21 protein-coding genes and 1 pseudogene are annotated in these 21,215 nt (G+C 69.4%); 12 read left to right on the forward strand and 10 right to left on the reverse strand.

Annotated features, from left to right (window positions below; translation table 11 throughout):
- Positions 1–15 precede the first annotated feature (15 nt).
- Together test1122_RS21660 and test1122_RS21665 are read right to left on the reverse strand one after the other, a co-directional pair.
- Positions 16–816, reverse strand: a complete 801-nt coding sequence (locus test1122_RS21660) for an inositol monophosphatase family protein (RefSeq protein WP_232270824.1) — start codon at positions 814–816, stop codon at positions 16–18.
- A 16-nt stretch (positions 817–832) separates the two neighbouring features.
- On the reverse strand, positions 833–1,966 hold the full coding sequence (locus test1122_RS21665; protein ID WP_232270825.1) for a ferrochelatase: 1,134 nt from the start codon (positions 1,964–1,966) through the stop codon (positions 833–835).
- Positions 1,967–2,063: 97 nt separating this feature from the next.
- Between test1122_RS21665 and test1122_RS21670 the strand changes: the two genes are divergently transcribed.
- A complete protein-coding gene (locus tag test1122_RS21670; protein WP_232270826.1) occupies positions 2,064–3,389 on the forward strand; it encodes a D-arabinono-1,4-lactone oxidase in 1,326 nt (441 codons plus the stop codon).
- 31 nt (positions 3,390–3,420) lie between these two features.
- Here test1122_RS21670 and test1122_RS21675 read toward each other — a convergent pair whose 3' ends face one another.
- The gene (locus test1122_RS21675) at positions 3,421–4,230 is read right to left on the reverse strand and encodes a hypothetical protein (protein WP_232270827.1); all 810 of its coding nucleotides are present in this window, start codon (positions 4,228–4,230) and stop codon (positions 3,421–3,423) included.
- Positions 4,231–4,647: 417 nt separating this feature from the next.
- On the opposite strand from test1122_RS21675, the gene sepH reads away from it, so the two are divergent.
- The gene (gene sepH / locus test1122_RS21680) at positions 4,648–5,721 is read left to right on the forward strand and encodes a septation protein SepH (RefSeq protein WP_232270828.1); all 1,074 of its coding nucleotides are present in this window, start codon (positions 4,648–4,650) and stop codon (positions 5,719–5,721) included.
- A 38-nt stretch (positions 5,722–5,759) separates the two neighbouring features.
- Here sepH and test1122_RS21685 read toward each other — a convergent pair whose 3' ends face one another.
- Entirely contained in the window at positions 5,760–6,590 is an 831-nt protein-coding gene (locus test1122_RS21685) for a sulfurtransferase (RefSeq protein ID WP_232270829.1), read from the reverse strand.
- A gap of 163 nt (positions 6,591–6,753) precedes the next feature.
- Here test1122_RS21685 and test1122_RS21690 point away from each other — a divergent pair, with 163 nt between their 5' ends.
- The 5 genes from test1122_RS21690 (at position 6,754) to test1122_RS21710 (ending at position 12,570) form a co-directional block, all read left to right on the forward strand.
- Positions 6,754–7,560, forward strand: a complete 807-nt coding sequence (locus test1122_RS21690) for a VOC family protein (protein WP_232270830.1) — start codon at positions 6,754–6,756, stop codon at positions 7,558–7,560.
- 569 nt (positions 7,561–8,129) lie between these two features.
- Positions 8,130–10,688 carry a sensor histidine kinase gene (locus tag test1122_RS21695; RefSeq protein ID WP_232270831.1) on the forward strand — a complete coding sequence of 853 codons (2,559 nt, stop codon included), beginning with the start codon at positions 8,130–8,132 and terminating at the stop codon, positions 10,686–10,688.
- A gap of 29 nt (positions 10,689–10,717) precedes the next feature.
- Positions 10,718–11,401: a response regulator gene (locus test1122_RS21700; RefSeq protein ID WP_232270832.1), complete on the forward strand. Its 684-nt coding sequence runs from the start codon at positions 10,718–10,720 to the stop codon at positions 11,399–11,401.
- 38 nt (positions 11,402–11,439) lie between these two features.
- Positions 11,440–11,838 carry an OB-fold nucleic acid binding domain-containing protein gene (locus test1122_RS21705; RefSeq protein WP_232270833.1) on the forward strand — a complete coding sequence of 133 codons (399 nt, stop codon included), beginning with the start codon at positions 11,440–11,442 and terminating at the stop codon, positions 11,836–11,838.
- A 3-nt stretch (positions 11,839–11,841) separates the two neighbouring features.
- Complete coding sequence (locus test1122_RS21710) at positions 11,842–12,570, forward strand: DUF3159 domain-containing protein (protein ID WP_422397029.1); 729 nt, start codon at positions 11,842–11,844, stop codon at positions 12,568–12,570.
- Between the two features lie 266 nt (positions 12,571–12,836).
- On the opposite strand, the gene test1122_RS21715 is transcribed toward test1122_RS21710, so the two are convergent.
- Positions 12,837–13,508 (reverse strand): potassium channel family protein, encoded by a 672-nt coding sequence (locus tag test1122_RS21715; protein ID WP_232270834.1) that lies wholly within the window; start codon positions 13,506–13,508, stop codon positions 12,837–12,839.
- The gene (locus test1122_RS21720; protein WP_232270835.1) at positions 13,505–14,176 is read right to left on the reverse strand and encodes a potassium channel family protein; all 672 of its coding nucleotides are present in this window, start codon (positions 14,174–14,176) and stop codon (positions 13,505–13,507) included. Before test1122_RS21720 ends, test1122_RS21715 begins: the two co-directional genes overlap by 4 nt.
- Before the next feature lie 113 nt (positions 14,177–14,289).
- Here test1122_RS21720 and test1122_RS21725 point away from each other — a divergent pair, with 113 nt between their 5' ends.
- A complete protein-coding gene (locus test1122_RS21725; protein WP_232270836.1) occupies positions 14,290–15,618 on the forward strand; it encodes a class I SAM-dependent RNA methyltransferase in 1,329 nt (442 codons plus the stop codon).
- A gap of 570 nt (positions 15,619–16,188) precedes the next feature.
- Here the strand turns inward: test1122_RS21725 and test1122_RS21730 are convergent.
- The 4 genes from test1122_RS21730 to test1122_RS21745 all read right to left on the reverse strand — a co-directional run bounded on the left by test1122_RS21730 (position 16,189) and on the right by test1122_RS21745 (position 18,156).
- Positions 16,189–16,773 carry a hypothetical protein gene (locus tag test1122_RS21730; RefSeq protein ID WP_232270837.1) on the reverse strand — a complete coding sequence of 195 codons (585 nt, stop codon included), beginning with the start codon at positions 16,771–16,773 and terminating at the stop codon, positions 16,189–16,191.
- A 187-nt stretch (positions 16,774–16,960) separates the two neighbouring features.
- Entirely contained in the window at positions 16,961–17,230 is a 270-nt protein-coding gene (locus test1122_RS21735; protein ID WP_232270838.1) for a hypothetical protein, read from the reverse strand.
- A 132-nt stretch (positions 17,231–17,362) separates the two neighbouring features.
- Positions 17,363–17,590: a hypothetical protein gene (locus test1122_RS21740; RefSeq protein WP_232270839.1), complete on the reverse strand. Its 228-nt coding sequence runs from the start codon at positions 17,588–17,590 to the stop codon at positions 17,363–17,365.
- 5 nt (positions 17,591–17,595) lie between these two features.
- Positions 17,596–18,156: a DUF5994 family protein gene (locus test1122_RS21745; protein ID WP_232270840.1), complete on the reverse strand. Its 561-nt coding sequence runs from the start codon at positions 18,154–18,156 to the stop codon at positions 17,596–17,598.
- Between the two features lie 281 nt (positions 18,157–18,437).
- On the opposite strand from test1122_RS21745, the pseudogene test1122_RS26935 reads away from it, so the two are divergent.
- From test1122_RS26935 to test1122_RS21765, 4 genes and pseudogenes are all read left to right on the forward strand, one after another.
- Positions 18,438–18,563: pseudogene (locus test1122_RS26935) on the forward strand (DUF5994 family protein); the annotation flags it as partial.
- A 501-nt stretch (positions 18,564–19,064) separates the two neighbouring features.
- Positions 19,065–19,508 carry a MarR family winged helix-turn-helix transcriptional regulator gene (locus test1122_RS21755; protein WP_232270841.1) on the forward strand — a complete coding sequence of 148 codons (444 nt, stop codon included), beginning with the start codon at positions 19,065–19,067 and terminating at the stop codon, positions 19,506–19,508.
- 431 nt (positions 19,509–19,939) lie between these two features.
- Positions 19,940–20,500, forward strand: coding sequence for a quercetin 2,3-dioxygenase (locus test1122_RS21760; RefSeq protein ID WP_232270842.1), 561 nt, complete (start codon positions 19,940–19,942; stop codon positions 20,498–20,500).
- A gap of 270 nt (positions 20,501–20,770) precedes the next feature.
- Positions 20,771–21,202, forward strand: coding sequence for a cell division protein SepF (locus tag test1122_RS21765; RefSeq protein WP_232270843.1), 432 nt, complete (start codon positions 20,771–20,773; stop codon positions 21,200–21,202).
- Positions 21,203–21,215 lie beyond the last annotated feature (13 nt).

Below are 21,215 nucleotides of genomic sequence, written 5' to 3' on the forward strand. Positions count from 1 at the left end.
TCCAAAAGAAACGGCCTAGCCGCGCCAGGCCCCCAGCTCGTCCAGAAGCGGCTGGAGCTCCTCGAAGACCCCCGGAGAAGCGGCGATGACCAGCCCAGGACCGGCGGGCTCCCCAGGCCGCCCCCCGGTCACGGCACCCGCCTCCCGCGCGATGAGATCACCCGCGGCGTAGTCCCAGGGATTCGTGCCGCGCTCGTAGTAGCCGTCCAGCCGACCGCCACCCACATCGCACAGGTCCAGCGCCGCAGACCCGGAGCGGCGGATGTCACGGACCCGCGGCAGCAGCTGACGGACCAGCTCAGCCTGCGCGGTGCGGAGCCGCAGTGTGTAGTTGAAGCCGGTACCGATCAGGGCCTGGTCGAGAGCCGGCGCCGGCCGGCAGCGCACCCGTTCCCCGTTACGCCAGGAGCCCTCGCCCAGGACGGCCCAGTACACCTCGGCCCGGGGCGGGCAGTGGACGACGCCGACAACCGTCTCGCCGTCCACCTCGGCGGCGATGGAGACCGCCCAGTTCGGCAGCCCGTACAGGTAATTCACCGTGCCGTCGATCGGGTCGACGACCCACCGCACCCCACTGGTGCCCGCGCTGTCCGCGCCCTCCTCGCCAAGGATCCCGTCATGGGGGCGGCGCTCGGCGAGAAAGCCGGTGATCAGCTTCTCCGCGGCGATGTCCATCTCGGTGACGACATCGACGGGGCTGGACTTGGTCGCGGCGACCCCGAGATCCGCCGGGCGGCCATCACGCAGCAGCTCACCGGCGCGCTGGGCGGCCTCCAGCGCTATATCGAGGAGTTCACCTCGGAGCTGGTCGGTCATGTCTCTCCTCAGGGCCTCAGAGGTACGGGCTGTCGGCGCCCGCGGCCGCGGGCTTGGGCGTACGGGCGGGGCAGCAGCCGATGGGGCACAGATCGTGGGAGGGGCCGAGGTTCCCCATCGCGCACCGTTCGGGCTCGGCGGCCCGCTCGACGGCGGCGCGCTCCAGCACCAGCTCCCGGATACCGGCCACAAAGCGCGGGTCCGCGCCGACAGTCGCGGACCGTACGACCGGCAGGCCCAGCTCAGCGGCCTTGGCCATGGCCTCGGTGTCGAGGTCGTAAAGGACCTCCATATGGTCCGAGACAAAGCCGATCGGGACCATCACGGCCGCGGGCGCCCCCGCGCTGTGCAGGGCCTCCAGATGGTCACAGATGTCCGGCTCCAGCCAGGGAATGTGCGGGGCGCCGCTGCGGGACTGGTAGACGAGCCGCCATGGGTGCTGGCCGCCGGTCTCCTCACGTACCGCGTCGCTGATCAGCCGCGCCACATCCAGATGCTGGGCGACATACGCGCCACCATCGCCGTGCTGCTCCACCGGCCCGGAGGTGTCGGCCGCGGCGGTCGGGATGGAGTGGGTGGTGAAGGCGAGGTGCGCGCTGTTGCGCACCTCCTGCGGCAGTCGGCCGAGCGCGGTCAGCACCCCGTCGATCATGGGGCGCAGAAAACCGGGGTGATTGAAGTAGTGCCGGAGCTTGTCGACGCGGGGCAGCTCCTGGCCCGGGGGGAGTTCGGCCTCCACGGTGGCCAGCGATTCGGCGAGGTTCTCCCGGTACTGGCGGCAGCCGGAGTACGAGGCGTACGCGCTCGTGGTCAGCACCAGAATGCGGCGGCGTCCATCGCGCACCATCTCCCGGAGGGTGTCGGTCAGATACGGGCTCCAGTTGCGGTTGCCCCAGTACACCGGCAGATCCAGGCCATGCTGGTCGAAGTCCTTGCGCAGCGCGTCCAGCAGCTCGCGGTTCTGGGCGTTGATGGGGGAGATGCCGTCAAAGAGAAAGTAGTGCTGGCCGACTTCTTCCAGCCGCTCCCGTGGGATGCCGCGACCGCGGGTCACGTTCTCCAGGAACGGCACCACATCCTCCGGCCCTTCCGGACCGCCGAAGGAGAGGAGCAGCAGGGCGTCATAGGGGTGCGGTCGCTCATCGGGCATGTCTCCGATCCTGCCATTCAACTCCGGGAGACGAATCACGGCCCGCCGTGAGTATGATCCCGCTCCAAGTGGCGGGGATGGGCAAGGGGAGGGACGTATGAATACTTCACGCGGGTCCGACAGCACCCGGCCGACCTGGCGTAACTGGGCGGGCAGCGCGACCGCGCGGCCGCTGCGGACGGTGGCGCCCTCGACCACGGACGCGCTGGCGGAGGTGGTACGGCGGGCTGCCGAGGACGGGCTGCCCGTCAAGGCGGTCGGTACGGGTCACTCCTTCACCAGCGTGGCCACCACGGACGGTGTGCTCATACGTCCGGAACGGCTCAGCGGCGTGCGGGAGATCGACCGGGTGGCCGGGACGGTGACCGTGGCCGCCGGTACCCCGCTGCTGCAGCTCAATCAGGTGCTGGCGGGCGCGGGTCTTTCGCTCACGAACATGGGCGACATCATGGAGCAGACCGTCTCCGGCGCCGCCAGCACCGGCACCCATGGCACCGGGCGCGACTCGGCCTCCATCGCGGCGCAGATCGAGGGGCTTGAGCTGGTGCTCGCCGATGGCTCGGTGCTGCGCTGCTCCCGTAAGGAGAACGCCGATGTGTTCGCCGCGGCCCGGGTCGGGCTGGGGGCGCTGGGCGTGATCAGCGAGATCACCTTCGCCATAGAGCCGGTCTTCCTGCTCAGCGCCCGCGAGGAGCCCATGCCGTACGACCGGGTCACAGCGGAGTTCGAACAGCTTGTCGCGGAGAACGAGCACTTCGAGTTCTACTGGTTCCCGCACACCGACAACTGCAATACCAAGCGCAACAACCGCTCCCTCGGCCCCGCCGTGCCGCTGCCCAGGGTGCGCGGCTGGGTCGACGATGAGCTGCTGTCCAACGGCGTCTTCCAGGCGGCCTGCTCGCTGGGGAAGGCCGTCCCGGCGACGGTCCCGGCCATCGCCAGGGTTTCCAGCCGGGCGCTGTCGGCCCGTACGTACACCGACATCCCGTACAAGGTCTTCACCAGCCCACGCCGGGTGCGGTTCCTTGAGATGGAGTACGCGGTGCCGCGTGAGGCGGCGATGGCCGCGCTGGGTGAGCTGAAGACCATGACCGAGCGCTCGGACCTGCGGATCGGGTTCCCGGTCGAGGTCCGCACCGCCCCGGCTGATGACATCGCGCTCTCCACCGCCAGCGGCCGGGAGACCGCGTACATCGCGATGCATGTCTACCGCGGCACCCCCTACCGGGCGTACTTCACCGCAGCCGAGCGGATCATGACCGCCCATGGCGGCCGTCCGCACTGGGGCAAGCTGCACAGCCGCGACGCGGAGTATCTGGCGGGGGTGTATCCGCGGTTCGGCGAGTTCGCGGCGCTGCGGGACCGGCTGGACCCGGGCCGGCTCTTCAGCAACGGGTATCTGCGGCGGGTGCTGGGCGACTGAGGGCGCCGACCGGCGCCCACCCGCTACGGCCTCACTCAGCGGCGTCCGGGGCGCCGTCCTGTGTGCCGTTCGCGCCGGAGCCACTGGTGTCAGCGCCGCCGCTGGTGTCACCGCCGCTGTCCGTACCGCTGCCGCCGTCGGATCCGCCGGAATTGTCCGGGTCCGGTGCCGAGGGTGTCGGCGTGGGTGGCGGGGTGGGAGTAGGCGTGGAGCCGCTAGTGCTGTCACTCGTTTCGGTGTCACTGGTGGCGCCGGTGTCACCAGTGCCGCTGGACCCACTGGAGCCGCTCGCCCCGTCCGTGTCGGGGGACTGCTCGGTGGCTGAGCCCGGCCGGTACTGGTCGCCGGTGCCGCCACCCGTGCCGCCGTCACCGCCCGTGGCTTGTTCCGGGGCCGGGGCCGGGGCGGGAGCTCCGCCAGCGGAGTTGTGGTGGAAGAGATTGCCGAAGGATGTCGTTCCCCCCTTGCCGCCGGACACGTTTCTGTCGGACAGCGTCTCGTACAAGGTGAGGCCTCCGACGGCGACGAGGAAGACGAGGACGGCCGGAAGCAGGGCGCGCTTCCAGTCCCGCCACTTGGCGCCGTGGGCGGTCGGCTTCGCCTGCACTGTCACGTCTTTGACCTGCTCACCGGTGCGGTGGAACAGATGCTGGAAGAGAGGCCCAGCCGTGGTGGCCACCACACTCACCACCCCGGCACCGATGAAGGTCCCGTACAGGCCGAGCTTGCCCGCGATCACGGCGGCGATCACCGCTGCCAGCGCGCTGCCCGCCACCTGCGGAACGCTGACATCGATCACCTTCTGCTTGGTCTTCTGCCTGGTCTTCTGTTCGCTGTCCATCTCCCGCCTCAGGTCGCTCAGATCGCACACTCATTCGTTCTGTGCACGATTGAGGGACACCCGGGAGAAGTGTTCAGTTGCGCTTCCGCCGCTTCTGTGAAGATCGCCACCAATGCTGCGCGCGTCTTATGTTCGTGCGGATGTTCAACTCCCTTGCCTCAGGAGAACTTGGGCGGCGCGCCGGTCTACCCACGTGGTCCTAATGGAGTAGTGTGACGAGCCCTGGCCTCGGCCCTGCCCAGCCTGCGTGGCACAGAGTGATGGAAAGCCAAGAATTCCGTCACTCAGCGTGGCTAACAGGTAACCGTGCCATAACGGCGGATGAGGGCGCAGGTCCGACACGCCGGGCAATTCGGCAAGGTTGTGGCAGGCTGCACCCGGGCAGGCCACACTCGTCTAGCGGGAGCAGCGACGCACGTGACGTCGGCAGGCACCACCCGGGAGGTCCCCATGCCCGAACTGCGTGTCGTGGCCGTCAGCAACGACGGCACACGGCTGGTGCTCAAGGCTGCCGACAGCACGGAGTACACGCTTCCCATCGATGAGCGGCTGCGTGCCGCCGTGCGCAATGACCGCGCCCGGCTCGGCCAGATCGAGATCGAGGTCGAGAGCCATCTGCGGCCCCGGGACATCCAGGCGCGTATACGGGCTGGCGCCTCCGCCGAGGAGGTCGCCCAGCTGGCGGGTATCCCGGTCGACCGGGTGCGGCGCTTCGAGGGGCCGGTGCTGGCCGAGCGGGCCTTCATGGCCGAGCGGGCCCGTAAGACCCCCGTGCGCCGCCCCGGCGAGAACACCGGGCCGCAGCTCGGCGAGGCGGTCGCGGAGCGGCTGCTGATGCGCGGCGCCGACAAGGACACCGTGCAGTGGGACTCCTGGCGCCGCGACGACGGCACCTGGGAGGTGCTGCTCGTCTATCTGGTGGCCGGTGAGCCGCACTCGGCGAGCTGGACCTACGACCCGCCGCGACGGCTTGTGCAGGCCGTTGATGACGAGGCGCGGGCGCTGATCGGCGATACCGACGACACGCCGGAGCCGAGCTTCCCGTTCGTACCGCGGATCGCGCGGCTGCCCCGGGACCGCTCGGAGCGGGCGCCGGAGGAGCCGCCTGCCGCGGAGGACCAACGCAGACCCGCGACGGACACTGAGGGCCGTGACGACCGGGACTCGCTGACCAGCCTGCTGGAGGCGGTGCCGAACTTCCGGGGCGACATGATCGTGCCGGACCAGCCGCCGCCCGCGGTGGCCGAGGAGCCGTCGGAACCGGCCGTCGCCGAGGAGCCGGAATCGGAGGAACCGCCCGCCCCGGCGGCGAGCGCGGGCTCGGCGTACGCGGATGTCCTGATGCCGCGGTCGGTCGCCGGTCACCGGGACCGGCTGACGGGCAACACCGACCGCCAGGCCGAGGCGGACGGCGTCCGCCCCGGTCGGCGGGCGGCGGTGCCGAGCTGGGACGAGATTGTCTTCGGTACGCGCCGGAAGAAGCAGGACTGAAGAGGCAGGTCTGAGGAAGCAGGGCTGAGGAGGAGGACTCAGCCCGGTTCCGGGCCCGTCGCGACCGGGCGGGCCGGATCCGCGGACCAGTGCGACCAGGAGCCGACGTAGAGCGCTGCGTCGATGTCCGCCACCGCCAGGGCGAGGACCTCGTGCGCGGCGGAGACCCCCGAGCCGCAGTAGACACCGACTTCGGCGCCCGGTTCCGCGCCGAGTGCCATGAAGCGGGCAGCGAGCTCGGCCGCCGGGCGGAAGGCACCGGAGCCGGTGACGTTCTCGCTCGTCGGGGCGGAGACCGCGCCGGGGATATGGCCGCCGATCCGGTCGATCGGCTCCACCTCGCCCCGGTACCGCTCCCCGGCCCGCGCGTCCAGCAGCACGCCACGGCGGGCCAGCGCGGCGGCGTCATCGGCGTCCAGCAAGCGCAGCGCACCAGGCTTCGGGACGAAGTCACCCTCGGCCGGAGCGGGCGTCTCGGTGCTCACCGGTCCGTTCCAGGCCGCCAGACCGCCGTCCAGGACCCGCACGTCCGGGTGCCCGGCCCAGCGCAGCAGCCACCAGGCGCGGGCGGCCGCCCAGCCCTGGCCACCGTCGTAGACCACGACAGGGCGCCCGCCCGACACCCCGGCCCGTCGCATCGCGGCACCGAAAACCCCGAGATCAGGCAGCGGATGGCGGGCGCCGTCAGTCACCGGCCCGGCCAGCTCGGAGTCCAGATCGACATAGACCGCTCCGGGCAGATGCCCGGCCTCATACGCCGGGCGGCCGGGCGGCCCGCCCAGCTCCCACCGGACATCGAGCAGCACGGGAACACTCTTCGCACGGGCCAGCTCGCTCGCGAGTTCAGATGCGGAGATGATGGGAGTCATGGGTGCATTCTCGCGTAGCACCCACGCGCATTCTCCGATCGCCGGGCGGCAATCCGGCGAGGTCGGGGACAGACCTATGCGGAGAGTGCGAGCATCTACACAGAGAGCTCACGGAAACGCACCGCACGACCGCATCGATGATGGTCCCGAGGAGACGACACAGATGACCGAGGCACTGACTCGGCACGCACCGGGCACGCCCTGCTGGGTGAGCCTGATGGTGCACAACCTGGCTACGAGCCAGGATTTCTACCGCGAGCTGTTCGGCTGGGAGTTCCATGCGGGTCCACAGCAGCTGGGACCGTACTGTCGTGCCTTGCTGAACGGGCGGGAGGTCGCCGGTCTCGGCGAGATCCACCACGCGGGGCGGCAGCTGCCGATCGCCTGGCTGCCCTATGTGGCAACGGATGGCGCGGACGAGACCTGCGCGCTGATTCACGACTGCTGCGGCACGGTCGGGGTCGGCCCGCTGGACGCCGAGGACGCCGGGCGGCTGGCGATCGCGGCGGATCCCGCAGGAGCGTCCTTCGGGATTTGGCAGGCCGCCAAACACATCGGCGCGAAGATCAGTGGTGTGCCAGGGGCCCCGGTCTGGAATGAGCTGGTCACGTACGAGTCCTCGGCCGTCGGAAAGTTCTACTCCGCGGTCTTCGGCTATGAGCTGGAGCCCATAGTCTCTACCGATATCGACTACCTCATGCTGCATCTGCACGGCAGACCGGTCGCCGGGATTCACGGGGTCGGCAACTCGGTGCCGAGGGACCGTGGCCCGCACTGGGTCACGTACTTCGCCGTGTCGGATGTGGATGCCGCGTCTCACCAGGTGACCGAACTGGGCGGCCATGTGGTGCGGGAGCCGCGTGAATCGCCGTATGGGCGGCTGACTCATGTCGTTGACCCGGAGGGCGCGTTGTTCGCGATGATCCAGATGTCGGAGGAGCTGGGCAACCGCGGCTACGCCGCCGGCTAGCGCGGTCACCCCAGCGGAGCGGTTCCCGCTGCGCTGGGGTGGGTTTCCCCAATCCCGCCCCTTCCCGGCTGCGCCGATGTGCGGCTCCGCCGCGTGGCGGGGCTTCGCCCCGGGCCCCGGGGTTTGCCCGGTGCGGGCCGGTGGCCCGGGGTTGTGCCCACCCACAGCCCCTCGCGGGGCTGCGAGTGCCCACAACATGGTGGGGGTCTGGGGGCGCCAGCCCCCGGTTTCGGGAAGGGGTGGGTAGGGGAGAACCGCCCAACCGGGGCGTATGGATGGCGTAAAGGCGCACCCTTGGCGCGTTAGAGACGCGTCAAGGGTGCGCCAACGGCTTGGGAACAGGGGTCCGCGTGGGGTATCCCATCAAGCGGATCCCCACACACCCGTCTCCCCAAGGAGCACACGATGGCCGATGTGGCCCTCGTCGCGGTCGCGATTCTGGTGTTCGCCCTGGTGGCGTTTCTCGCCTTCCGAATCGCCCGCCTCTGACTCGTCATCCATACGGAACCCTGACGTCCAGTGACGCCCGTACGGCGCTGATCACTCGTTTGAGTGGTCAAAATGGAGTCATGTCACGACGTGGAAAGCTGCGGATCTACCTCGGCGCGGCGCCCGGCGTGGGCAAGACGTACGCCATGCTCGCGGAGGCACACCGCCGCGCGGAGCGCGGTACCGATGTGGTGATCGGATTCGTGGAGCACCACGGGCGGCCCCGCACCGAAGTGATGCTGCACGGTCTGGAGCGGATTCCGCGCTGTGCGTACACCCACCGGGGCGCCGCCTTCGAGGAGATGGACGTCCACGCCGTACTGGCGCGTGCCCCCCGGGTCGCCGTCGTCGATGAGCTGGCGCACACCAATGCCCCGGGCTCTCGGCATGAGAAGCGCTGGCAGGACATCGAGGAGCTGCTGGAGGCCGGGATCGATGTGATCTCCACGGTCAATATCCAGCATCTGGAGTCGCTGGGCGATGTCGTGGAGTCCATCACCGGGGTGCGGCAGCCGGAGACCGTCCCCGATGAGGTGGTACGGCGCGCCAACCAGATCGAGCTGGTCGATATGTCCCCGCAGGCCCTGCGCCGCCGGATGGCGCACGGCAATATCTACAGCCCCGACAAGGTCGACGCCGCCTTGTCCAACTACTTCCGGCCCGGCAATCTCACCGCGCTGCGTGAGCTGGCCCTGCTGTGGACCGCTGACCGGGTCGATGAGTACCTGCAGCAGTACCGCTCCGAGCACTCCATACGGTCCACCTGGCAGGCCCGTGAGCGCATCGTCGTCGGACTCACCGGCGGGCCGGAGGGCCGCACCCTCATCCGCCGGGCCGCCCGGATGGCGGCCAAGGGCTCCGGCAGCGAGATCCTTGCCGTCTATATCGGCCGTGCCGACGGGCTGACCGCCGTCTCACCGAAGGAGCTGGCCGTCCAGCGGACCCTCGTCGAGGACCTGGGCGGCACGTACCACCACGTCATCGGCGATGACATACCCGGTGCGCTCCTCGATTTCGCACGTGGTGTGAACGCCACCCAGATCGTGCTCGGCTCCAGCCGCCGCAGGGCCTGGCAGTACATCTTCGGGCCCGGTGTCGGGACCACCGTCGCCCGGGAGTCCGGGCCGGATCTGGATGTGCATATCGTCACCCATGGTGAGGTCGCCAAGGGCCGTGGGCTGCCCGTCGTCCGTGGCTCCCGGCTTGGCCGGTCCCGGATCATGGCGGGCTGGCTCACCGCCGTGGCGGCCCCCTGGCTGCTGACCCTGCTGCTCGTCGGTCTCGATCCGCACCTGGGCTTCACCAATATCGTGCTGTTCTTCCTGGTGCTGAATGTCGCCGCCGGGCTGCTCGGCGGTCTGCTTCCGGCGCTCGCCTCGGCAACGGTCTGCTCGGCGCTGCTGAACTTCTACTTCACCGACCCGGCACACACCTGGACCGTCACCGATCCGCGCAACGCGGTCTCCATCGTCATCTTCTTCATGGTCGCGGTGGCGGTCGCCTCGGTCGTGCACATCGCCGTGCGCCGCACCCATCAGGCCGCCCGGCTGCGTGCGGAGTCCGAGATACTTTCCGTGCTCGCGGGCAGCGTGCTGCGCGGTGATGACTCGCTTGAAGCGCTTCTGGAACGGGTCCGGGAGACCTTCGCCATGGAGACGGCCGCGCTGCTGGAGCGGGAGGAGGACCACAGCGGCTGGAGCTGCGCGGCCAGCGTGAGCGGCCCCGAGGGCGGCAGGCCGCTGCTGCGCCCTGAGGATGGCGAGGTCGATATGCCCGTCGGCGACCATATGATGCTGGTCCTGGGCGGCCGGATGCTCCCCGCCGAGGACCGCCGGGTGCTCGCCGCCTTCGCCGCACAGGCCGCCGGGGTACTCGACCGGCAGCGGCTGCTCGGCGAGGCCGAACAGGCCCGCGAGCTGGCCGAGGGCAACCGCATCCGTACCGCGTTGCTCGCCGCCGTCAGCCACGACCTCCGTACGCCACTGGCCGCGATCAAGGCGGCCGTGACCTCGCTGCGGTCGGACGATGTGGCCTGGTCCGAGGAGGACGAGGCCGATCTCCTGGAGGGCATCGAGCACGGTGCCGACCGGCTCGATCATCTCGTCGGGAACCTGCTGGACATGTCCCGGCTGCAGACCGGCACCGTCACTCCGCTGATCCGGCAGATCGACCTGGACGAGGTGGTACCCAGGGCACTCGGCGGGGTGCCCGAGGGCAGCGTCACCCTCGACGTCCCGGAGAGCCTGCCCATGGTCGCCGTCGATCCGGGGCTGCTGGAGCGCACCGTTGCCAACGTTGTCGAGAACGCCGTGAAATACAGCCCGCCCGGCGAACGGGTCAAGGTCGCCGCCAGCGCGCTGCGGGACCGCGTCGAGGTGCGGGTCGCCGACCGTGGCCCGGGTGTCCCCGACAGCGACAAGGACCGGATCTTCGAGCCCTTCCAGCGCTACGGCGACGCCCCACGCGGTGCCGGTGTGGGCCTGGGCCTGGCCGTCGCCCGCGGCTTCGCCGAGGCGATGGGCGGCACCCTCGAGGCGGAGGACACCCCGGGTGGCGGGATGACCATGGTGCTCACCCTGCGCGCCGGTGCGGGTCACCAGCGGACACCGGCCGACCTGCCCGCACAGGCCATCACCTGATCACCCGACCGTCACCGAAGGGAAGCTCCATGCACCGTGTGCTCGTGGTCGATGACGAGCCGCAGATCGTCCGCGCGCTTGTGATCAACCTCAAGGCGCGGAAGTACGAGGTCGACGCCGCCCCGGACGGCGCCACCGCGCTGCAGCTCGCCGCGGCCCGCCACCCGGATGTGATCATCCTCGACCTTGGGCTGCCCGACATGGACGGGGTGGAGGTCATCAAGGGCATCCGCGGCTGGACCCGGGTGCCGATCCTGGTGCTCTCCGCCCGGCAGACCTCCGATGAGAAGGTCGAGGCGCTGGACGCGGGCGCCGATGACTACGTCACCAAGCCGTTCGGCATGGACGAGCTGCTCGCCCGGCTGCGGGCCGCCGTCCGCCGGGCCGAGCCCGCCGCCGCGGCGGATGACGCGGCGCTCGTCGAGGCCGAGGGGTTCAGCGTCGACCTGGCCGCCAAGAAGGTGCAGCGCGATGGCCAGGATGTCCGGCTGACTCCCACCGAGTGGCATCTGCTGGAGGTCCTGGTCCGCAACACCGGGCGGCTGGTCAGCCAGAAGCAGCTTCTCCAGGAGGTCTGGGGCCCCTCGTACGGCACCGAGACCAACTATCTGCGGGTCTATATGGCCCAGCTGCGCCGCAAGCTGGAGACCGACCCCTCGCAGCCCAGGCACTTCGTCACCGAGCCGGGCATGGGATACCGGTTCGAGCGCTGACGGTTGGGAGCGCGAGCGGCACCGGTACGCTGGCGGACATGACCGGTGCGATAGAACCCGAGAAAAGAGCCGGGAAACTACGGCGCTTCCTCGGCAGGCTCTCGACCCCCGAGGAGGAGCCGCGCTCCGCTGAGCCGGAGGCAGACACCGCGGCGGACGAGTACACCCGGATCTCCGACTGCGCCGACCGGCAGATCGTCAAGGTGACCGGGACGCTGCGCACCGTTACACTCCGTCCCCGGGCCGGAGTGCCCGCGCTGGAGGCCGAGCTGTTCGACGGTTCCGACGTGCTGGACGTGGTCTGGCTGGGCCGCCGCGCCATCGCGGGCATCGAACCGGGGCGCACACTGATCGCCTCGGGCCGGGTCGCGCTGAACCGTGGCCGTCCGGTGCTGTTCAACCCCAAGTACGAACTGCGACCCCTGGGACAGGAGTAGCGGGTGACCTCACTCGACAAGCCCACAGCGGAGACGTCTGAGACGCCGACCGCGGACACCGAGGTGACCAAGGCCGCCTTCCTGGAGGCGTTCGGCGGTACGCGCGGCATGGTGGAGACCACCGTGCCCGGACTCGTCTTCATCCTGACCTACACGATCAACCGGGACATCCATGTCTCGGCCATCGCCGCGCTCAGCCTCTCCGCCCTGATGGCCCTGGTACGGCTGGCCCGCCGGGACACCCTCAAGCACGCCTTCAGCGGGGTCTTCGGTGTCGCCATCGGCGCGATCTTCGCGATGGTGTCCGGTGACGCCAAGAACTTCTACCTGCCCGGCATGCTCTACACCCTCGGTCTGGCGGTCGCGTACATCGTCAGCTCGGCGGCGGGTTTCCCGCTGCTCGGGTTGATCCTTGGCCCGGTGTTCAAGGAGAACCTCTCCTGGCGCACCCGCAACCCCGGCCGTAAGAAGGCTTATACGAAGGCCAGCTACTCCTGGGGCTTCATCCTGCTCGCCAAGTCGGCGATCACCTTCCCCATCTACTTCTGGGGCGATGTCACCCAGCTCGGCTGGCTCCGGGTGGCCCTTGGCATTCCGCCCTTCTTGCTCTGCGTCTATCTGACCTGGATCTTCCTGGCGAAGGCGCCCCCGCCGATCGATGTGATCGCCGAACTGGAGGCAGAGGAGAAGGCGGCAGAGGAAGAACCCGCAGACCCCCCACACCCCGCCTAACCCATACCCCCCACCCCGTTGTGGGCACTCTCCCCCAGCTAACGCTGGGAGGGGCCCCCAGCCCCGCGAGGGGCTGTGGGTGGGCACAACACCGGCCACCGTCCCGCACCGGGCCACCCCCGGGGCCCCGGGGCGAGCCCCGGTTTCCGGGAAGGGGCGGGCTTAGGGGAACCCCCACCCCCGCTCCGGGGCGCAGCCCCGCCACGCGGCGAAGCCGCACACCGGTGCAGCCGGAAAGGGGTGGGAAGAGGGAGAAGCCCCTCCGGTCAGTCCTCCTCGCGGCGGACCGACAGCAAATCCTCCAGCTGCTCCTCCCGCGCCGGAGCGGCCACGAAGAGAAGCTCGTCGCCGGCCCCCAGCACATCGTCCGGCTTCGGCGTAAGCACCCGGCTGCCCCGGATGATGGTGACCAGCGTGGTGTCCTCGGGCCAGTCGACCGAGCCCACCTGGGTCCCGGCCAGCGCCGCCTCCGGCGGCAGCGTGAGCTCCACCAGGTTGGCGTCGCCCTGGCTGAAGCGCAGCAGCCGGACCAGGTCGCCAACGCTCACCGCCTCCTCGACCAGCGCCGACATCAGCCGGGGGGTGGAGACGGCGACATCAACGCCCCAGGCCTCGTTGAAGAGCCACTCGTTCTTGGGATTGTTGACGCGCGCGACCACCCGCGGCACCCCGTACTCGGTCTTGGCGAGCAGTGACACCACCAGATTGACCTTGTCGTCACCGGTCGCCGCGATCACCACATTGCAGCGTTGCAGCGCCGCCTCATCCAGCGAAGTGATCTCGCAGGCGTCCGCCAGCAGCCACTCGGCCTGCGGCACCCGCTCCACCGAGATGGCGCTCGGCGCCTTGTCGATGAGCAGCACCTCGTGCCCGTTCTCCAGCAGCTCGCCCGCGATCGACCGTCCGACCGCGCCCGCTCCAGCGATCGCGACCCTCACCGCTGCTCCGCCTCCTCGGGCCCGCGGTCGAAGACCGCCTCAACCTCACCGACCCGGTCGGAGCGCATCATCACATGCACAAGATCGCCTTCCTGGAGCACGGTTCGCGCGTCCGGCAGCATCGCTTCGCCCAGCCGGGTGATGAAGGCGATCCGTGACTCGGATTCCTCTTGCAGCCTGCTGACCCGGTGGCCGACCCAGGTTGGGGAGATATGCACCTCGGCGAGCTGGACCCCGCCGGTCGGGTCCAGCCACAGCGGCTCAGCCCCCGACGGCAGCAGCCGCCGCAGCATCTGGTCGGCCGTCCACCGCACGGTGGCCACGGTCGGGATACCCAGACGCTGGTAGACCTCGGCACGCCGTGGGTCGTAGATACGGGCCGCGACGTTCTCGACGCCGAACATCTCACGGGCGACCCGGGCCGCGATGATGTTGGAGTTGTCACCGCTGCTCACCGCGGCGAAGGCTCCCGCCTCCTCGATCCCGGCCTCCCGCAGGGTGTCCTGGTCGTAGCCCACGCCAGTGACCCGGCGGCCGCCGAAGCCCGAACCGAGCCGGCGGAACGCCGAGGAGTCCTGGTCGATGATCGCGACCGTATGGCCCTGGGCCTCCAGGGTTCGCGAGAGCGCGGCACCGACACGTCCACACCCCATGATGACTACGTGCACGCCCGTCCCTTCCTTCGTACAGCGGGCTGTAACAGGATCGCACGACTGAGCGCGGGCAGTAGACTGGACGGCTGCCGTCCCCGCGCACCACAAACTCCTGGAGTTACCCCACCATGCCTGAGAGCACCGCCGCATCACTGGTCGGCCAGGAGTACGAGGTCGAGGTGGGCCCGGTCGCCCATGGCGGCCACTGCATCGCCCGTACGGACGCGGGCCGAGTGCTCTTCGTCCGGCACACGCTTCCCGGCGAGCGTGTCATCGCCACGGTCACCGAGGGGCACGAGGACTCCCGTTTTCTGCGGGCCGACGCCACCCGGATCCTCCATGCCTCCAAGGACCGGATCGAGGCACCCTGCCCATTCGCCGGTCCCGGCAAGTGCGGCGGCTGCGACTGGCAGCACGCCAAGCCCGGCGCCCAGCGCCGCCTCAAGGCCGACGTACTCACCGAGCAGCTGGCCCGGCTGGCCGGAATGACCCCGGAGGACGTGCACTGGGACGGCACCGTCGAGCCCGCCCCCGGCGACAAGCTGCCGCAGGGAGAGGTGCCCGGCTGGCGGACCCGGGTGCAGTACGCCATTGACGACGAGGGCCACGCCGGGCTGCGCCGGCACCGCTCACATGAGGTCGAGCCCATCGACCACTGCCTGATCGCCGCCCCGGGCGTGACCGAGCTGGGCATCGAGAAGCGCGAGTGGCCGCAGATCGCCACCGTCGAGGCCATCGCCGCCACCGGCTCCAACGACCGCCAGGTCATCCTCACCCCCCGCCCCGGCGGCCGACTGCCGATCGTCGAGCTGGACAAGCCGGTCTCGGTGCTGCGGGTCGGCGAAAAGGACAAGGCCATCCACCGGGTGCACGGCCGTTCCTTCGTCCGGGAGCGGGCCGACGGCCGCACCTGGCGGGTCGGCGCGGGCGGCTTCTGGCAGGTCCACTCGCGCGCCGCCGAGCTGCTGGTTGACGCGGTGATGCGGGGGCTGACCCCACGTAAGGGGGAGATGGCGCTCGACCTCTACTGCGGTGTCGGCCTGTTCGCCGGGGCGCTCGCCCAGCGGGTCGGCGACCAGGGGGCGGTGCTGGGCATCGAGTCCAGCAAGCGCGCGGTCGAGGACGCCCAGCACAACCTCGCCGACCTCGACCGGGTCCGTATCGAGCACGGCAAGGTCGACCAGGTGCTGCCCCGCACCGGCATCACGGAGGCCGACATCATCGTGCTGGACCCGCCCCGCGCCGGGGCGGGTAAGCAGACGGTGCGTCACCTGGCCGGGCTCGCCCCGCGCCGTATCGCCTATGTCGCCTGCGACCCGGCGGCGCTCGCCCGCGACCTGAAGTACTTCCAGGAGGCGGGCTATGTCCCGCGCTTCCTGCGGGCCTTCGACCTCTTTCCGATGACGCATCACATGGAGTGCGTGGCCATCCTGGAGCCTGCCGCAAAGGGCGTCTGACCTGCGGTTTCTCGGGTGTGCATGATGGGCGTTGTGTGCGTTACGGGCGAAATCTTGACGCTGAAATGACGCTCGTGACGCTCATTTGACGCTCGTTCTGATGGGGCGTCAGCTAGCTTGGGGGTGCAGGTCAGGAGTCCGTAGAGGGCCCGGTGCGGCGGATGGTTTACGGGAATGTTGCCGTTGCTGGGGCAGTGGCTCATCGAGTACGGGGGCGGCAGCTGGGCGGTTTAGGGGCAGGAAGATCCTTTCGGCGTGGCTTGGTGTTTGTGGTCGGCGGCCTCCTGGGCCCTGACGTAGTCGAGCCCGCCATTGATGACAGGCTGGATGCCTCTGTCGGCGCGGCTGGGATGACCTCGGCATCCCGGGCTGTGGCAGCGGTCATGATGAGTGAGTGCTGCAGGCGAGGCGCTGGGGAGTGTGTGCGGCGAAGACCGCTCTTTCGCCCGGTGAGGCGATGGTTTGTTACGTGCATGGCCTCGGTCCGCTGCCGTGGGGGACTGACCTGTTGGGGGCAAGGGCCGCGGCCGTCGATGTTGGGGTCTGCGGCCGCTACCGGTGCCGGCGCCGTTAGGCGCTGCGGCAGGCGGGGCAGACCAAGGGGCTCCGAGGGCCATAGCGGCGGATGGGGGTGGCGCAGAGCACGCAGGGGCCAATCTCCCAGGGATGGCATCTCAGCTTGGCCGCGATAACGCGGCGCTCGTTCTCCGTCAGGCGAATCTGGACGGGGCGGCTTGCCATACGCTCGGGTGCGCCGAGGAGGTGGTCGAAGGTGTGGAGACCGGTTGCGGACGTCACATCTCGCTGCGGGCGGGGATCGCTGGAGTAAGAGCCTTCTTCCCCATAGCGGCAGGAGCTGTCGAGCTCTTCTTCGGTGAAGGTGACCGTATCCTCGTCTGTCGGACCGGTCTCTGGCGTGCTGTCGGTCTCGCCCGTGATCTCGTGCCAGCGCTGTACGTCGCTTGCCAGGGCCCACAGGTAGGAGATGCGGCGGCGGTTGTTCTGGCTGCGGATGCGCAGGAAGAGGTGCTCTCCGTCGGCGCTGGTGAGGACGAGCTCGTCGAGTGAGGTGGCCCGCTCTTGCGGGATTGACGGTGGCCAGTAGATTCGGCTCTCCAGCCTGCCTCCGTTCGCCGCCGGATACCACCCGACCACTCAACTCAGCCGGATCTCCATGGGGATCCGGCAACGACCCCGGCGTATACACACCGGGGTCGCCCTTCCGGGGCGTTGCACGTGAGAGTGCACCGACCCCAAACACAATGCTACGCCGGAGGTGCGGCATAGGTGACTCTTCCTAGCAATATCCCCTCCGGTAGCCCGCAAGCGGCCTAGCGTCGGCTCAGCCACGCTCCTCCTCGGCCTCCATGAGCCGGATTCCCTGGTGTGTCAGCGAGACCATCGCCGGCGTATTGCCTGTCGCCCAGTCGACGACGATCAGGCCCTCGCCCACCAGATACGTGCAGGCGGCAGCCAGGTCCCGTTCGGGGATCACGAGGTCATCGCGGAGCTTCGCCCCGGTGACGCCCAGAAGGCGATTGCCTTCGGTGGCTTCGTACAGAGCGTGCAGGATCTTGTCTCGGTAGATCTTCCGCTCACGCAGTGTTGCCATGACTGCCGCCTTCTCGTACTTGGCGTCGGCGCGAAAGCCCCTGAGCCGGTGCGGCCGACGCCGTGCCGCTGCCTGCCCGCGCACCGTTGGGGCCGATGCTTCAGGCCTCGTCATCCGCATACGAGGTAGGCATCATCTGCGGCCCCTGCCGTGGTGCTCGCGGTGAGTGTTGACACCAGGCGGTCCGGCGGGCCCTGGTTGCCGTCGGCGCTTCGGACGCCGACCGCCGAGCCCCGGCAGGACACGGCTGTAGCGGAAGACAGCGATCCGTTCGTCGCGCTGGGCATTGAGCCGGTGGATCAGGAGGGCTCCCAAGGTGATCACGGCGAGGATCACGGCCACGGTGATGACGGTCTCCACGGTCCTCACATCCTTTGGGCGGAGCGCTGGTGACCGATCGGGCTCCGGAGAGATGAGGGCGCGGCCCCGCCGTCCGTCTCCCATTCCTCTTCCCGGCTTCGGACGTCCGTGGCGCTGTGGGTCGCGTCCTCGTCGGCCATCAGCCCGCTGGCGGTGAAAAGGCTCCCCGGAAGGGCCGCAGCGGACATCAGTCGGGCGGCGGCGGCCGGATCGGTTTTCGGTGGGATCAGAAGGTTACAGCGGCCGATGGTGTAGGAGAGCAGAATCAGTTTGTGCGGGTCCTGCTCGTCCGTGAACCATCCCACGTGCACCGTGTGCCCGGTGACAGGCACTTTGCGGGGGATGACGGGCCAGTGGGCCGGGTTTACCGTGACGCGGGTGATACGCCCCCAGCGGCCGTCCAGTGCGTCTGCCAGAGCGGGGAGTTCGCGGGAGAGGTCGCGGGAGCAGCGCCACCACGCGCCGTCCAGCTGACCTGGTACCGCGCTCACCGGTGTCAGGGACAAGCGGGCCGGTGGTGAGGGGCCGTGCTCGCTGGTTGTCGTACGGTCGATGGTCACGGTCATGGCGCGAACCTGCCCCCGGGCTCTTCTGCGGCTGCCCGGTGTTGTTGTTCGCCGAAAACGACACCGACGTGGGAGCCGGTGTGCGAAATACTCCTGGCTTCTTCACTCTACTCCGGTTCGTGGTCCACCGGCCCCGGTGCGTGACCAGGCGCTTCTGGTACTCTGCCGGGCCGTGCCCGGCAAAGCATTGCGGACGAGCGTGCCAGCCGGCACGCGGAGCACGGGGAAGCTATCGAGAGCGCTTCGCTTCGGCAGGTCCACCGCAAAGGGGTGAACCCACCATGACCGACTCCGACACCCCGCGTCTGCCGAAGCTGCTGCCGGACGAGATCCACCAGGCTGTGAAACCCGGGACAGCTCTGCTGAGGCTGGAGACAACCGACGCCCGTGAGGGAATTCTCGACGGAGTGCGCCACGTGCGTTACGGGCGATATCCTGACGGTGGTTTGACGCACGCGACGCATGTCCGAAGCATATTCTGATGTGCTGTCAGTAGCGCAAGCGCCTGCGGACCGGGCTGTATGCCCGGTCCGCAGGCGGCCTTTGTGTGCGATGGACGACCAGGTGCCAGCCTCGTCGAAGCGCTGGCTGAGCCGCTTTTCGTGGGGTCGAGATCTTCGGTCGCGTTGCGGGTCATCGCCCAACAAGGCTGACGTCCGGCCGATCCGGAACCGACAACCAGCATGCTCCCGCGGGTACAAGGCGTGGTCGCCCACGCGCAGGGGCGAGCCGGTCAGGCTGAGACCTTCGTTATGCCGGATCTGGGCCCGGGAGGCGGTGGTGAGGCCTTCCAGTGCCCTGGGTGGGACGTGCCGCCGGGGTCTGCGGCCACGCGTATGGAGTTGATGCCGATCGTGAACAACGCTGATCGGTGGCTATCCTCGAGATTCCCCACCTTCAGAGGAGCCATGAGCGAGCCCGCACGGAACCTGCCCCAGCTGCTCGTCCAGGCCAAGCGCTGGTTCGAAGACGCCTTGCTCGCCAGCATGCAGGCTGCGGGTGAGCGACCGGTGACCGTCCCTCAGGCCGCCGTCTTCGCCACCCTTGACGAGGAGGGCACCTCGATCTCCGAACTCGCCCGCAGGGTCGGTGTCACCCGGCAGACCGCCCACCAGGCAGTGCGCAGCCTGATCGGGATGGGACTGCTGGAGCAGGTGCCCGACCCTGCCTCCGGCCGCAGCAGCCTGGTCCGCGCCACCGCCGAAGGCGCCCGCGCCCATCAGCGTGCCCTGGCCACGATCGCCGTCATCGAAGGTGTCCTTGCCGAGCGTATCGGCGCTGCCACCGCCACGGCGCTGCGCCAGGCGCTGGCAGCACCCTGGGGCGAGCCGCCCCTGGTGGAGGCGCCCTGACGCGCCGCCCTCGCGTGGTGCGGCCTCGCCGGCCGTACGGGCTTGGCGAGTCAGTCAGGAAAGTCCCGCGGTGCGAAGCGCTTCACCGGCGGGTGTGAACCCTCAGGCGGTACTGCTCGGCGGGTAGCCGCGCTGATCGCCGACTACGGCGGCGCTAGCGAAGCGGCACTGCTGGACGTGGACTTCGGCCGTGCCGGGACTGAGGGACGGGCTGCCCTTCGACCCGCCCCCGTCCTTGGCCGCCGTCGAAGCCTTCCGCCCGAACGTCCCGGAGGACACCGCTGTCCCGGTCTTCCCGTACGGGGCCTGCTGGACGCCTGAATCCGCCTTCCACGCCTGCCGTTGCCCGACGGCGGCACGTCACCGCAGGCGACTTGAATGTCAGGCAACCTGACATTATTGTTCCGGTTCCCTGCTCCCGGAGGTTTTCCATGACCATGGAGTTCGCCACCCCCTACCGCTCGCGCTCGCACATCCCCGCCGAGCCCGGCACGCCCTACTTCATCGAAAGGGGCATGGGGGACCGTGCCCACCTGATCGCCGACCTGATCACCGTCTACTGTGGCGGCGAGCAGACCGAGAACACCTTCAACTTCTTCACCTGCGACGGCGTCAAGGGCGACCTCATCCCGGCCCACACCCACGCGGAGACCTACGAGGTCTTCTACGTCACCGACGGCGCGGTACGGCTGTTCGTCGAGGACCTTCGGGGTGAGCAGTACGAAAAGCTGCTGACCAGCGGCGACTTCGGCTTCGTACCCAAGAAGTGCCCGCACGCCTACCGCATCGAGCGCCACCACAGCCGCATCGTCGGCGTGGCCGCCGGCCCCGGCGGCACGTTCGAGCGGTTCTTCGAGAACCTCGGCAGCCTCACTGACGAAATCGGCCTCCCCCACCGGCCCCGCATCCCCGGCCCGGACGAGTTCCGCGCCGCCGAGGAGAACTTCGACGTGCGCTACCTTCCCAACCATCGTTGGCTCACTGGAAACTGATGGTCCATCGCCGGGCGCCTGCCGCTCGCCGCGCACCCCGCCTCGGGCGTCCGGCTGCTGCGCGGCGTCGTCTTTTCCACCCCAGCCGACACCCGCCGGGGTCGTTTATGGCATTCGCCGCCAGGTCCGGCTGGCGGGGGAGCTGCTGGACTGGCGCCCGCGGGTCGGTCTGCGGGCGGCGATGCGCGACATGTGGGCGCTCCCGTCTGCTCAGTAGCGATACGGTGGCGATCTGCGCCGTATTCATCTGTTTTTACCTACACTTGCGGGATGCGCATATCCAGCGATGCTTCCACCGGTCCCACCGACGATCCCACCGATGAGCAGTGGGAGGGCCTGGCCGAGGTCGTCCCACTGCGCGGTGCCAATGAATGGCCGTCCTGGCCCAACCACCGGCCGCCTCCGGCCGATACCGACGGCCGGAGCAGTGAGCACGACACCGTCGAGAATCTGCGGCGGTTTATTGTTCTGCGGGTGCAGTGCTTCGCGGACGCCCGCGAGGTGGCTGAGTATCTGGTCGCACGCATCCCGGTGCTTCTCGACCTCAGCGTCGCTGATACCGATGTCGCCAAGCGCATCCTCGACTTCAGCAGCGGTGTGGTCTTCGGCCTGGGCAGCGGCATGCACCGGGTGGATACGCAGGTCTTTCTGCTGGCGCCAGCAGGTACCGAGGTCGAACAGCTCGCGATCACTCATACGTAGGAAGATCGGTCCG

The organism is Streptomyces gobiensis, assembly GCF_021216675.1.
GTDB classification, from domain to species: domain Bacteria; phylum Actinomycetota; class Actinomycetes; order Streptomycetales; family Streptomycetaceae; genus Streptomyces; species Streptomyces gobiensis.